Raw genomic sequence first — 14012 nt, 5'->3', positions numbered from 1 at the left:
AACTCAATACAATCCAGTGACCACATCCACATGAGCTATCAGGTACTTGCGCGAAAATGGCGTCCCCAGGCCTTCGCAGACGTAGTGGGTCAGGAACATGTGCTGACTGCGCTCGCCAACGGGTTATCACTGGGACGTATTCATCATGCCTATCTTTTCTCCGGCACCCGTGGCGTAGGGAAAACCTCTATTGCCCGCCTGCTGGCGAAAGGGTTGAACTGCGAAACCGGTATTACCGCTACGCCCTGTGGCAAGTGCGACAACTGCCGGGAAATTGAGCAGGGCCGCTTTGTTGACTTAATTGAGATCGATGCGGCTTCCCGTACCAAAGTGGAAGATACGCGCGATCTGCTGGATAACGTGCAGTACGCGCCAGCGCGTGGTCGCTTCAAGGTCTATCTGATTGATGAAGTGCACATGCTGTCGCGCCACAGCTTTAACGCATTGCTGAAAACGCTGGAAGAGCCGCCGTCCCACGTTAAGTTTTTGCTGGCCACTACCGATCCGCAGAAGCTGCCGATCACTATCCTGTCGCGCTGCCTGCAGTTCCATCTGAAGGCGCTGGACGTTGAACAGATTCAGCAGCAGCTGAGCTATGTGCTGGAGCAGGAGCAGATTGCCGCAGAGCCACGTGCGCTGCATCTGCTGGCGCGTGCTGCCGATGGCAGTATGCGTGATGCGCTGAGCCTGACCGATCAGGCGATCGCCAGCGGGCTGGGCAGCGTCACGCGCGACACCGTCGCGCAGATGCTCGGTACGCTGGATGACGAACAGCCGCTGGCGCTGATTGAAGCGCTGGCAGAAGGCAGCGGCGAACAGGTAATGGCGCGCCTGAATCAGGCCGCTTCGCGCGGTGTAGAGTGGGAAGCGCTGCTGGTTGAGATGCTGCGGCTGCTGCATCGCATCGCAATGGTGCAGCTGCTGCCTGGCTCCCTGAATGATGAAGAGTTCAGTGAAGCGCAGCGCCTGCGTGAGCTGGCGCGTACCCTGCCGCCCGCTGACGTGCAGCTCTACTATCAGACGCTGCTGATGGGACGCAAAGATCTGCCGCTGGCGCCCGATCGGCGCCTGGGCGTGGAAATGACGCTGCTGCGCGCGCTGGCTTTCCATCCACAGGCTACACTTGCTGAACCGGTGGCGCGTCCGTCGCTGGCACCGCAGGCGGCGCCGCAGGTACCTGCCGCCGCCCCGGCTGAGCAGCCCGCTGCGGCTACACAACCGCAGATGGCACCGGCTACGCAACCGCAGATGGCGCCGGCTACGCAACCGCAGATGGCGCCGCCCGCTGCGCCGGCTCCGGCAGAACCGCAGGCACCGCCTGCCGGCAATCTGCCGGACACCACCAGCCAGCTGCTGCAGGCGCGTACGCAACTGCTGCGTCAGGGGGCAGGTAAAGTAAAAAAGAGTGAGCCGGCAGCGCGTCCCGCGCGGCCGGCAAATCAGGCGCTGGAGCGTCTGGCTACGGTGACGGAGCGCGTTCAGCAGCGCGCACCCGAAGCCGTGAGCGCGCCGGTAAAACCGGAGGCGTACCGCTGGAAAGCGCAGCAGCAGAGTGAGGAGAAAGCGGAGCCGGTCGCAACGCCAAAAGCCTTGCGTTCAGCGCTGGAGCATGAGAAAACGCCGGAGCTGGCTGCGCGGCTGGCCGAGGAAGCACAGCAGCGTGATGCCTGGACCGCTGAAATTGCCCGGCTGACGCTGCCAAAGCTGGTGCAGCAGGTGGCACTCAACGCGTGGAAAGAGCAGCATGAACAGAGCGTGACGCTGCATCTGCGCAGCAGCCAGCGACACCTCAATTCTGCGGCAGCCCGGCAGGCCATTCAGGCTGCGCTAAGCCAGGCGGCGGGTCAGGAAGTTGAACTGACCATCGTGGAAGATGATAATCCGGCGGTGCTGACGCCGCTGGAGTGGCGACAGGCCATCTATGAAGAGAAGCTGGCGCAGGCGCGCCAGTCGCTCGCGAGTGATACCCACATTCAGATGCTGCAGCAGTTTTTTGATGCCGATCTGGATGAAGAGAGTATCCGACCCGTATGATCACGCTGTCGCGCAGAGGTTGCGCGCAGCCCCAGCAGAGAGAGAAAACTATGTTTGGTAAAGGCGGATTGGGCAACCTGATGAAACAGGCCCAGCAGATGCAGGATAAAATGGCCAAGGTCCAGGAAGAGATCGCCGCGCTGGAAGTTACGGGCGAATCGGGTGCGGGTCTGGTTAAAGTCACCATCAACGGCGCGCACAACTGCCGTCGCGTGGAAGTCGATCCCAGCCTGCTGGAAGATGACAAAGATATGCTGGAAGATCTGATTGCTGCAGCCTTTAACGATGCGGCGCGTCGCATCGATGAGACGCAGAAAGAGAAGATGGCTTCTGTCTCTTCCGGTATGCAGCTGCCGCCCGGCTTCAAGATGCCGTTCTGATGCAGACCAGTCCACTGCTTGAAACCTTAATGGAGTCACTGCGCTGTCTGCCGGGTGTAGGCCCGAAGTCAGCGCAGCGCATGGCGTTTCACCTGTTGCAACGCGATCGCAGCGGTGGCATGCGTCTGGCTCAGGCGCTGACGCGCGCGATGTCGGAAATCGGCCACTGTGCCGATTGCCGTACCTTCACCGAACAGGAGATCTGCACCATCTGCGCTAACGCCCGTCGGCAGCAGAACGGGCAGATTTGCGTGGTGGAAAGCCCGGCAGATATTCACGCCATTGAGCAGACCGGCCAGTTTGGCGGGCGCTACTTTGTGCTGATGGGACATCTGTCGCCGCTGGATGGGATTGGTCCGCAGGATATCGGGCTCGATCGCCTGGAGCAGCGTCTGGAACATGAGACGCTGCAGGAGGTAATCCTGGCGACCAACCCCACGGTAGAGGGTGAAGCGACCGCCAACTATATCGCTGAGCTGTGCGGTCAGTATGGCGTTGACGCCAGCCGTATCGCGCACGGTGTGCCGGTAGGTGGCGAGCTGGAGATGGTTGATGGCACCACGCTGTCGCACTCTCTTGCCGGGCGTCATAAGATTAAATTCTAAGCACTCGCCGGTTTCATTCACTGAAACCGGCTTGAAAATTTTCCCGCCATCCCCATCTCTTCCTCAACGTTCGATCAACCCCGATTCTGTTGAGGTAGCAATGACCATGAAAGGACAAGAGACGCGTGGCTTCCAGTCAGAGGTAAAACAACTTCTGCACCTGATGATCCATTCCCTCTATTCAAACAAAGAGATTTTCCTGCGTGAACTGATCTCCAACGCCTCTGATGCCGCTGATAAGCTGCGCTTCCGCGCGCTTTCGACGCCGGATCTCTATGAAGGCGACGGCGACCTGCGCGTACGTATCTCGGTCGACAAGGAGAAACGGACGCTGACGCTGAGCGACAACGGTATCGGTATGCGTCGCGATGAGGTGATTGAAAACCTCGGCACTATCGCTAAATCAGGCACCAAAGCGTTTCTGGAGTCTATGGGCTCTGACCAGGCGAAAGACAGCCAGCTGATTGGCCAGTTTGGTGTGGGTTTCTACTCCGCCTTTATCGTTGCTGACAAAGTGACCGTGCGCACCCGCGCTGCCGGCGCACAGGCCAGTGAGGGCGTGTTCTGGGAGTCAGAAGGCGAGGGCGAATATACCCTGGCAGAAATTGAAAAAGCCGATCGCGGTACCGAGATCACGCTGCATTTCCGCGCCGGTGAAGATGATTTCCTCGACGCCTGGCGCGTGCGTAACGTCATCAGCAAATATTCCGATCACATCGCACTGCCGGTAGAGATCGAAACCAAAGATGAAGAGAACGACACCGTAACCTGGGAGAAGGTCAACAAAGCTCAGGCGCTGTGGACGCGTAACAAAGCGGAGATCAGCGACGACGAGTACAACGAGTTCTACAAGCACATTGCGCATGACTTCAGCGATCCGGCTATCTGGAGCCATAATCGCGTGGAAGGCAAGCAGGAGTACACCAGCCTGCTCTACATCCCGCAGCGTGCTCCGTTCGATATGTGGAACCGCGACAGCAAGCATGGCCTCAAGCTTTATGTACAGCGCGTGTTTATCATGGATGACGCTGAGCAGTTCATGCCGAACTACCTGCGCTTTGTGCGCGGCCTGATTGACTCTAACGATCTGCCGCTCAACGTCTCACGTGAAATTCTGCAGGATAGCCGTGTAACCCAGAGCCTGCGCGCCGCGCTGACCAAGCGCAGCCTGCAGATGCTGGAAAAACTGGCAAAAGATGATGCAGAGAAGTATCAGCAGTTCTGGAAAGAGTTTGGTCTGGTACTGAAAGAGGGTCCGGCGGAAGATAGCGCCAATCAGCAGGCGATTGCTAAACTGCTGCGTTTTGCCACCACGCAGAGCGAAGGCAGCGAGCAGAGCGTATCGCTGGATGACTACCTGAGCCGCATGGTTGAAGGGCAGGAGAAGATCTACTACATCACGGCGGACAGCTACGCCGCGGCGAAAAGCAGCCCGCATCTGGAGCTGTTCCGCAAAAAAGGCATTGAGGTACTGCTGCTCTCCGATCGCATCGATGAGTGGATGATGAGCTATCTCACCGAGTTCGACGGTAAAACGTTCCAGTCAGTAAGCAAAGCCGATGAGTCGCTGAGCAAGCTGGCGGATGAAGAGACCGAAGAGCAGAAAGAAGCGGAAAAAGCGCTGGAGCCGTTTGTTGAGCGCGTGAAAACGCTGCTGGGCGAGCGCGTAAAAGAGGTGCGACTGACGCATCGTCTGACCGATACGCCTGCCATCGTCACCACTGACGCTAACGAAATGACCACCCAGATGGCGAAACTGTTTGCCGCCGCCGGTCAGGATGTTCCGGAAGTGAAATATATCTTTGAGATCAATCCGGAGCATGGCCTGGTGAAACGCGTAGCGGAGACCCAGGATGAAGCGCGCTTTGCCGAGTGGGTTGAGCTGCTGCTGGATCAGGCGCTGCTGGCTGAGCGCGGTACGCTGGACGATCCTAACCAGTTTATCCGCCGCATGAACCAGCTGCTGACGGCATAACGCCGCGCAGCGCGAAGCGAATAAAAAGGGCGCCATCGATGGCGCCCTTTCTTATGGCGTCAGCACTGCGCCTGCTCGCTAAGCCATGTGCGAAACAGACGGATCTCTGTATTCTGCTCGCGCGAGCGTTTGGCCATCATCCAGGTCGCGCGATCGATGCGCACAAAGCCCAGCGGCGCAATCAGCGCGCCCGCTTCCAGCTCCTGCTGCACCAGCAGTCGCGGTGCCATAATGATCCCCAGACCGCTTCTGGCGGCCTGAATAGCCAGCATCAGATTATCAAAGTGTTTGCCTCGCCAGAAATCACCGCGTACCCCGCTGTTTTTTGCCCACTCTGCCCAGGCGTGCAGCCGGGTATCCGCATGCAGCAGCGGCAGCGTGTGCAGATCGCGCGCGCTCTGCAGGCGTTCGGCGTAGTGGGGCGCGCAGAGCGGCCCAATCGCGTCATCGCTGATAAGCGTGGCTTCAATATCATCATCGGGCTGCTGCTCATAGCTCAGGATCAGCACATCGGTGTGTTCGCTGCGCAGCTGGTCGATCTCAACCAGTGACTGAAACTGCACGTCAATATCCGGGTAGCGCTGATAGAAACTGCTGATACGCGGGATCAGCCACTGAGAGAGAAAGCTGGGCGCACAGGAAACAGAGAGATGATGCCGCATACCGGTACGTATGCTTTCGCAGCTGGTGGCAAGTTCGCTGAACGCTTTCTGACAGCTGACCAGCAGGCGTTCGCCATGCGAGGTGAGTTTGACGCGTCCGTTAGTGCGTACAAACAGTGGCTTGCCCATCCAGCTCTCCAGCTGGCGCACCTGATGGCTGACGGCACTGTGGGTGACATGCAGGGTTTCCGCTGCCGTACTGAAACTGCTGTGCAGCGCTGCCTGATGAAAATAGCGCAGCGCCCGAAGTGACGGAAGCGCGGTCATACTCGTCCCTTGTGTAAAAACCTAACAGGGATTGTCAGTTTATATCATTTTAATGTCCAGCCGCATTGCCCTAACCTTTGCTCCAGATTCTGGCAGGTTGACGAGGCGGGCTGGCTATGTATCAGCCACGCGTTTTATCTGCCGGAAAGCACCACTTCGCAGTCAATACAGGGAAACGTTACGCGATGGCCTCACAATACGCCTCTGCCAGGGCGGCGATATGCGATAGGCTGCGCAGCCAGCTATCCCGCTACTACCGGCTGGAAAATTACGATCTCTTCTTTGCGCCCACGCTGCATATTGCGCGGGTGGTGCTCTCTCAGCTTTTTTTACGCCAGGAGCAGGCGCGCAATCAGACGCGCTACGCCTCGCACCATCCGGTCAGCGAGCTGAGCGTGCTGCCCGCCGTCCCGATGATGGCGGGAAATATCGCCCTGATAGAGCATGTGGATCTGGCGGAGGGGCGGGTGCGAGCGCTCGACGCCTGCCAGAGTCAGGGCGTGATCGACGCTTCCGGGTCGTTTGCCAGCGCGCTGCACAAAACGCTGATTGCCGGCTCTCATCTGTTTGTCGCGCACCTGAACCGCCACGCAGCGCTGAGCGACGATCTGGTACTGATTGCGCTGCGCACGACAAAATTCAGCACCCTGGTGCGCAGCAAACTGCGGCTTATTGAGCAGGGGCTGGCGCTGGGAAGCGCGCCGCAGCAGGCGCTAACGATGATGGAGAGCGCTGAGTGGAAGCCGTTTAATATCGCCATGGTTGATCGGTTTGCGCTCGAAACGCCGCTACCGGTCGCCTCACTGCAGCAGCCCGGTTTGCCGTTTGCCCTGATCGATCTGCCGCCGGCGCTGTATAATGTTACCCTGCCGCCGGAGATCCGGCGGCTGCCCGGGCGTTTGCTGATCCCGGCCAGCCTGCGCGGCAGCGGCAGCAAACATACAAATGTCACCGCGACGCTGAAAAAGCAGCTGAAAGCGTTGCTGCTGCGTAGCCTGAATTCCTAAAATCAATCCCTCATCTGGCGCTTCATCCCAAAGCAGGTCACAGTAGGCGGGCCAGTGATAGCGTGCCCGTTGCCTTGTGGCTGGCGGGTCATAATGGTATGTTCTTGGCCTTCATAGATTGATCAATGCGATTCGCAAGGGGAATTACGCAATGCGTATTATTCTGCTCGGGGCACCGGGCGCAGGTAAAGGCACTCAGGCTCAGTATATTATGGAGAACTACGGTATTCCGCAGATCTCTACCGGTGACATGCTGCGCGCCGCAGTAAAAGCAGGCACTGAACTGGGCCAGCAGGCGAAAGCCATCATGGATGCCGGTAAACTGGTGACTGATGAACTGGTGATTGCGCTGGTTAAAGAGCGTATCGCGCAGGAAGACTGCAAAAACGGCTTCCTGCTCGATGGCTTCCCACGCACCATCCCGCAGGCTGACGCGATGAAAGAAGCGGGCATCAAAGTCGATTATGTGCTGGAATTTGCCGTGCCGGACGAGCTGATCGTCGATCGCATTGTGGGCCGCCGCGTACATGCGCCTTCTGGCCGCGTGTATCACATCAAAAACAAGCCACCAAAAGTGGAAGGTAAAGATGATGTGACCGGTGAAGAGCTGACCACGCGCAAAGACGATCAGGAAGAGACCGTGCGTAAGCGTCTGGTTGAGTATCATGATCTGACAGCGCCCCTGATCGCTTATTACAGCAAAGAAGCGGAAGCGGGTAACACCGCCTATCACAAAATTGACGGCACCCGTCCGGTGGCTGACGTCAGTGAAGAACTGCGCCGTATCCTCGGTTAAGTACCAAAAGGGCCGGACGCCTGGCCCTTTTACAGCAATTGCTTTTCCCGCCCGTGATTTCCGCTACAATTTCCCCCGATTCACCACTCTTCGTTGCGACATCAAGGAAATACAATGAGGCAAGATAAGCCCGGTGTTCTGCTGGTTAACTTAGGCACACCTGAAGCACCTACCACCCCGGCGGTGAAACGCTATCTGAAGCAGTTCCTCGGCGATCCGCGCGTGGTTGATACGCCGCGCTGGCTATGGTGGCCCATTCTTAATTTTATTATTCTGCCGTTTCGCTCGCCGCGCGTGTCGAAACTCTACGCCTCCGTCTGGATGGACGAGGGATCGCCGCTGATGGTATTCAGCAAGCGGCAGCGTGCCGCGCTGGCGCAGCGCGTGGACATGCCGGTCGAGCTGGGCATGAGCTATGGCCAGCCGAGCCTGGACGGAGCGGTACATCGCCTGCTGGATCAGGGCGTCACGCACCTGATTGTGCTGCCGCTCTATCCGCAGTTCTCCTGTTCTACCGTTGCCGCCGTGTGGGATGGCCTGGCCAGCAGCTTTAAACCGCTGCGCTCGCTGCCGCAGGTCTCCTTTATTCGCGACTATGCTGAGCATCCGGCCTATATTGCCGCGCTGAAAGCCTCCGTAAAGCGTTCGTTTGCCCGCCACGGCGAGCCGGATCTGCTGGTACTCTCTTACCACGGCATCCCGCAGCGTTTCGCCAATGAAGGTGATGATTATCCGCAGCGCTGTAAAGATACCACCGCCGCGCTGGCGGCGGCGCTGAACATTGCCCCTGAAAAAATCATGATGACTTTCCAGTCGCGCTTCGGGCGTGAGCCGTGGCTGATGCCCTACACCGATGAGACCATGAAAAGTCTGCCGGCCAAAGGCATTAAGCACGTGCAGGTCATGAGCCCCGGCTTTGCGGCGGACTGTCTTGAAACGCTGGAGGAGATCAGCGGTGAAAACTGCGAAATTTTCCTGCATGCAGGCGGCGAGAAATTTGAATATATTCCCGCGCTTAACGCCGATGACGAGCACATTGAGATGATGGTACAGCTGGTCAACGCGCGCCGCTAAGCGCATCAGGCAGAGAGTATGATATGCTTCTCTGCCTGATTTTCCCTGATGACTGCTTTTCATGAAATTTCCCGGCAAACGTAAATCCAAACACTATTTTCCCGTCAACGCGCGCGATCCGCTGCTGCAGGCTATTCAGCAGGAGCAGGAGGAGGGCAGCTGGGTGGTGGGTATCGACCAGACGCTGGTGGATATCGAAGCCAAAGTTGATGATGCGTTCCTGCAGCGCTACGGCCTGAGCGCCGGGCATTCGCTGGTGATTGACGACGCGACGGCGGAAGCGCTCTATAACGAGCTGATGCGCGAGCAGCTGATCAGCCACCAGTTTGCCGGCGGCACCATTGGCAACACGTTGCACAACTACTCGGTGCTGGCTGACGATCGTTCCGTGCTGCTGGGCGTCATGTGCAATAACATCCAGATTGGCGGCTACGCCTATCGCTATCTCTGCAACACCTCCAGCCGTATGGATCTGAACTTCCTGCAGGGCGTGGACGGCGCGATTGGCCGCTGCTTTACCCTGATTGGCGAGCACGGTGAACGGACCTTCGCGATCAGTCCGGGGCTGATGAACCGGCTGCAGGCGGAGAGTATCCCGGAAGAGGTGATTGCCGGGGCGTCAGCGCTGGTGCTGACCTCCTATCTGGTACGCTGCCAGCCTGGTGAACCGATGCCGGACGCCACGCTGCGCGCCATTGCGTATGCGAAAAAGCATAATGTGCCAGTGGTGTTAACGCTGGGTACAAAATATGTCATTCAGGATAATCCGCAGTTCTGGCGCGATTTCCTGCGCGATCACGTCTCTATTGTCGCGATGAACGAAGAAGAAGCGTTTGCGCTGACCGGTGAACAGGATCCGCTGCTGGCAGCCGATATGGCGCTGGAGTGGGTCGATCTGGTGCTCTGCACCGCCGGTCCGACCGGGCTCTACATGGCGGGCTTTACCGAAGATGAATTTAAGCGCAAAACAAATCACCCGCTGCTGCCGGGCGCGATTGCGGAATTCAACCAGTATGAGTTCAGCCGGGCGATGCGCCAGCAGGATTGCCAGCAGCCGCTGCGCATCTTCTCGCATATCGCACCTTACATGGGCGGACCGGAAAAGATCATGAATACCAACGGGGCGGGGGACGGGGCGCTGGCAGCGCTGCTGCACGATATCACAGCGAACAACTTCCATCGCCTCAAAGTCCCCAACTCCAGCAAACATGCGCGTGAATATCTGACCTACTCCTCGCTGGCGCAGGTGTGCAAATATGCTAACCGCGTGAGTTATCAGGTGCTGAATCAGCATTCACCGCGCCTGACGCGCGGCCTGCCGGAGCGGGAAGATAGCCTGGAAGAGTCCTACTGGGACAGATAAGGGCGCAGTAAAAAGGGGCGCATCAGTGCGCCCCTGCAGTCAGCGTTCCACGATCAAATCGGGCATTCGCGGGAGATCGGCTCAACGGCGATCTCCTTTTTCAGCACATTGAGCATGCTGCTGGCAATTTCACGCTCGCCCATCACGACCTGATTAGCGCCGCGATCCATGATATAGGCGACTTCGTCGTCATAATGCGCACGGGCGATAATCTCAATATCCTTGCGTTTCTCACGTGCGGCCACCACCACTTCACCCGCTTCATAGCCATTCGGAATGGTCAGCAGCAGCCAGCGGGCGCAGTCAAGCCGCGCCAGCTCCATGGTCTCTGCGCGTGCTGCATTGCCCAGCACCGCTCTGATACCCTGTTCACGCAGCGCTTCAACGCGCGGGCGGGAGTTTTCCACCACCACCAGCGGGATATCTGCTTCCAGCAGCTGCTGCCCCAGCAGGCTGCCGACGCGTCCATAACCCACAATCACTGCGTGATTACAGATATCCACCGGGATCTGTTTCTCTTCCGCCATCGCCTCTTCCAGCGTCTGCTCTTCAGCGGTTTCAGTTTTATCCAGATAGCGCTCCAGCAGCGAGAAGAGAATGGGATTCAGCATAATGGAGAGAATAGCCGCCGCCAGCACCAGGTTGCGTCCCTCTTCGCTGAGCAGATCGAGTGAAATGCCGAGGCCGGCGAGAATAAAAGCAAACTCACCAATCTGCGCCAGACTGACCGAAATGGTCAGGGCGGTACGGCGTGAGTGTCCCAGCAGAGTGACCAGCGCCCAAGCGGCGATTGATTTACCCAGCACCACGATGGCGAGCGCGCCCAGTACCGCCAGCGGCTGTTCAATCAGGATCATCGGGTTGAACAGCATGCCGACCGATACAAAGAACAATACGGCAAAGGCGTCGCGCAGCGGCAGCGTGTCGCGCGCCGCGCGGTGGCTCAGCTCAGATTCGTTCAGCACCATGCCGGCGAAGAAGGCGCCAAGGGCAAAGGAGACATCAAAGAACTCTACGGCACCAAAAGCGATACCGAGCGCCAGCGCCAGCACCGACAGGGTAAAGAGTTCACGCGAGCCGGTAGCCGCGCTTTTTGCCAGGATCCACGGGATAACGCGGCGGCCTACCACCATCATCAGCACCATAAAGGCGGCCACTTTACCGATGGTCAGCAGCAGATCCCATGCCAGCAGGGTCGGGCTGGCGTTGCCCTGCTCCAGCATGCCGGCGATGGCAGGCAGCAGCACCAGCGTCAGCACCATCACCAGGTCTTCCACAATCAGCCAGCCGATCGCAATCTGGCCGCGCTGGCTGTCAATCAGCTGTCGCTCCTCCAGCGCCCGCAGCAGCACTACGGTACTGGCCGTAGAGAGGCACAGGCCAAACACCAGGCCAGTCATCCATGACCAGCCCATGGTCCAGGAGAGCCCCATTCCCAGCAGCGTCGCCACCGCAATTTGCGCTACGGCGCCGGGAATGGCGATCGACTTTACCGCCATCAGATCTTTTAGTGAGAAGTGCAGTCCGACGCCAAACATCAGCAGAATGACACCCAGCTCTGCCAGTTCAGGTGCCAGATTCGTATCCGCCACAAAGCCCGGCGTAAAAGGGCCCGCGACCACGCCGGCGACCAGATAGCCCACCAGCGGAGAGATGCGCAGGCGATTAGCCAGCATGCCAAGGAGAAACGCGAGGACCAGGCCCCCGACAATAGTGGTGATCAACGGTGTGGTGTGATGCATGCCTGTCTCCTTGTGTGCAAATGTGTCCGCTTGTAACAACCAAGTGTAATGCAAATCCTGCTGCAGCGTTTAGACATTTGCGGGATGAAAGCTGAATAAACTGAAAAAATGCGATAAAAAACCTGCCGAAGCGCTATTTTCAGCAGTTATCCTGGCGTGCAGATAGTGATAATGCATTACGGCAGCGTTAAAAAACGCAGCATCCCCCGGCGGGCGAAGCTGGAGAGAGCAGATGAAAATAGCAGCGAATATTGCCTTTCAACTTGAGTTAAGCAGGGAACTGTGCGACACAGAGGGCAGAAATCTGTCAGGTCCACGATGCAGTGGAAAAAAACGAACAAGGAGAGCGTTGTGTTGTTACTTACCCCGAAAAAGCGCTGGCTGGCGCTGCTGGTTTTGCTGGTGCCGATGCTGGCACAGGCGTGGCAAACCGATCGCAGCTATCGCTTCAGCATCCTGCATACCAACGATCATCATGGCCATTTCTGGAGTAACGCGCAGGGTGAGTATGGGCTGGCAGCACAAAAGAGCCTGATGGACCAGCAGCGTTATGATGTCCAGGCGCGCGGAGGAGGTGCCCTCATCCTTTCCGCCGGGGATATCAATACCGGCGTGCCGGAGTCAGATGTGCTGAACGCAGAGCCTGACATTCGCGGCATGAATCTGGTGGGTTATGACGCTATGGCGCTGGGAAACCACGAATTTGACAAGCCTCTGAGCGTGCTGGAACAGCAGCAAAAGTGGGCGCGTTTTCCCTTTCTCGCGGCAAATATCTATCAAAAAGGCAGCGATCGGCGGCTGTTTTCGCCCTGGGCCATATTTAACCGTATGGGCCTGAAAATAGCGGTTATCGGGCTGACCACGACGGATACGCTGCGTATTACCAACCCGGAAAATGTCGCAGAGCTTGAGATCCGCGATCCGGTAAAAGAGACGCTAAAAGCGGTAGCGGAGCTGCGCGCCACGGAAAAGCCTGATGTGATCATTGCGCTGACGCATATGGGGCATTATGACGACGGTCAGCACGGCAGTAATGCACCGGGCGACGTTGAGCTGGCGCGCAGCCTGCCGCCCGGCACCCTGAGTGTTATCGTGGGCGGCCACTCGCACGATGCCGTCTGTATGGCGCAGGCTAACCGCAGCGTGCCCGATTATCAGCCAGGCCAGCCCTGCCAGCCCGATCGGCAGAATGGCGTCTGGATCATGCAGGCTAAAGAGTGGGGCAAATATGTGGGGCGCGGCGACTTTACCTTTCGCAACGGTGAGCTGACGCTGGAAAATTATCAGCTTATCCCGGTTAACCTGAAGCATAAAGTCACGAACCAGGATGGCAGCGAAACCTGGCTGCCTTATCAGGAGCCAATTGTACCCAATACCGCAATGATGAAGCTGCTGACCCCTTTCCAGCTGCGCGCCGGTAAACAGCTGGATGTCGCCGTTGGCCGCAGTGACGGGCTGTTTGTGGGCGAGCGCAATAAAGTCCGCTTTGAGCAGACCAATCTGGCGCAGCTGATCCTGCGTGCGCAGATGGCCGCGACCAAAGCGGATGTGGCGGTAATCAGCGGCGGCGGCATCCGCACGTCGCTTCCGGCAGGCGAGCTGCGCCTGCGCGATCTGCTGCAGGTGCAGCCGTTTGGCAATCAGGTGGTATCGGTTACGCTGAGCGGAGAGGAACTGCAGGCATATCTTGCCCGCATCGCCAATATCAAAACTAACTCCGGCGGTTTTGCGCAGCTGGCCGGCATCAGCCTGGTGGCCGACGGCACCTCAGTGAGTGATGTCAAAATCAACGGTAAGCCGCTGGAGAAGGCAAAAACCTATCGCCTTGCCACTAACAGCTTTAACGCCAGCGGCGGCGACGGCTATCCGCTGCTGACGGCGCATGCGGGCTACCGCAACAGCGGTTTGCGCGATGCTGATGTGCTGCGCGACTATATTACCCAGCATTCGCCGCTAAAAATCGCTGATTTTGTGCCGCCAGCCGTTGTGCACCTGACCGACGAGCAGGTACGCGAACGCGACAAAGCGCTGGAAAAGCAGCGTAAGCGCAGCTATCCACGAATGTTCCTGGCGTGGATCTGGCCGCGCGCGGCGCAGGATTAAACGT

At 58.3% G+C, this 14012-nt stretch carries 11 protein-coding genes and 1 other annotated feature; of the genes, 9 read left to right on the top strand and 2 right to left on the bottom strand.

Annotated elements, in window-relative coordinates; translation table 11 throughout:
* Positions 1-30: 30 nt before the first annotated feature.
* The 4 genes from dnaX (at position 31) to htpG (ending at position 4994) form a co-directional block, all read left to right on the top strand.
* Complete coding sequence (gene dnaX, locus F3I15_RS09290) at positions 31-2034, top strand: DNA polymerase III subunit gamma/tau (protein WP_150017613.1); 2004 nt, start codon at positions 31-33, stop codon at positions 2032-2034.
* Positions 1379-1440, top strand: a sequence feature (DnaX frameshifting element). Its footprint overlaps the gene before it by 62 nt.
* A gap of 50 nt (positions 2035-2084) precedes the next feature.
* Entirely contained in the window at positions 2085-2414 is a 330-nt protein-coding gene (locus tag F3I15_RS09285) for a YbaB/EbfC family nucleoid-associated protein (protein WP_031377860.1), read from the top strand.
* Positions 2414-3019: a recombination mediator RecR gene (gene recR / locus F3I15_RS09280; RefSeq protein ID WP_039383019.1), complete on the top strand. Its 606-nt coding sequence runs from the start codon at positions 2414-2416 to the stop codon at positions 3017-3019. The genes F3I15_RS09285 and recR overlap by 1 nt, the downstream gene beginning before the upstream one ends.
* A gap of 100 nt (positions 3020-3119) precedes the next feature.
* Positions 3120-4994 (top strand): molecular chaperone HtpG, encoded by a 1875-nt coding sequence (htpG, locus tag F3I15_RS09275; protein WP_150017611.1) that lies wholly within the window; start codon positions 3120-3122, stop codon positions 4992-4994.
* A gap of 59 nt (positions 4995-5053) precedes the next feature.
* On the opposite strand, the gene F3I15_RS09270 is transcribed toward htpG, so the two are convergent.
* Entirely contained in the window at positions 5054-5923 is an 870-nt protein-coding gene (locus F3I15_RS09270) for a LysR substrate-binding domain-containing protein (protein ID WP_150017609.1), read from the bottom strand.
* Between the two features lie 185 nt (positions 5924-6108).
* Here F3I15_RS09270 and F3I15_RS09265 point away from each other — a divergent pair, with 185 nt between their 5' ends.
* From F3I15_RS09265 to F3I15_RS09250, 4 genes are all read left to right on the top strand, one after another.
* Positions 6109-6930, top strand: coding sequence for a DUF6024 family protein (locus F3I15_RS09265; RefSeq protein WP_150017607.1), 822 nt, complete (start codon positions 6109-6111; stop codon positions 6928-6930).
* 151 nt (positions 6931-7081) lie between these two features.
* A complete protein-coding gene (gene adk, locus F3I15_RS09260) occupies positions 7082-7726 on the top strand; it encodes an adenylate kinase (RefSeq protein ID WP_150017605.1) in 645 nt (214 codons plus the stop codon).
* Positions 7727-7840: 114 nt separating this feature from the next.
* On the top strand, positions 7841-8800 hold the full coding sequence (hemH, locus tag F3I15_RS09255) for a ferrochelatase (protein ID WP_150017603.1): 960 nt from the start codon (positions 7841-7843) through the stop codon (positions 8798-8800).
* Positions 8801-8861: 61 nt separating this feature from the next.
* Positions 8862-10163: an inosine/guanosine kinase gene (locus F3I15_RS09250; RefSeq protein WP_039383027.1), complete on the top strand. Its 1302-nt coding sequence runs from the start codon at positions 8862-8864 to the stop codon at positions 10161-10163.
* A 53-nt stretch (positions 10164-10216) separates the two neighbouring features.
* On the opposite strand, the gene ybaL is transcribed toward F3I15_RS09250, so the two are convergent.
* Entirely contained in the window at positions 10217-11905 is a 1689-nt protein-coding gene (gene ybaL / locus F3I15_RS09245; RefSeq protein ID WP_039383029.1) for a YbaL family putative K(+) efflux transporter, read from the bottom strand.
* Between the two features lie 354 nt (positions 11906-12259).
* On the opposite strand from ybaL, the gene ushA reads away from it, so the two are divergent.
* Positions 12260-14008, top strand: a complete 1749-nt coding sequence (ushA, locus tag F3I15_RS09240) for a bifunctional UDP-sugar hydrolase/5'-nucleotidase UshA (RefSeq protein WP_150017755.1) — start codon at positions 12260-12262, stop codon at positions 14006-14008.
* Positions 14009-14012 lie beyond the last annotated feature (4 nt).

This window comes from Pantoea sp. M_9, from assembly GCF_008631385.1.
Taxonomy (GTDB): domain Bacteria; phylum Pseudomonadota; class Gammaproteobacteria; order Enterobacterales; family Enterobacteriaceae; genus Pantoea; species Pantoea eucrina.
Note: the sequence above shows the minus strand (reverse complement) of the source record. Positions and strands in the feature narration are given on the sequence as shown.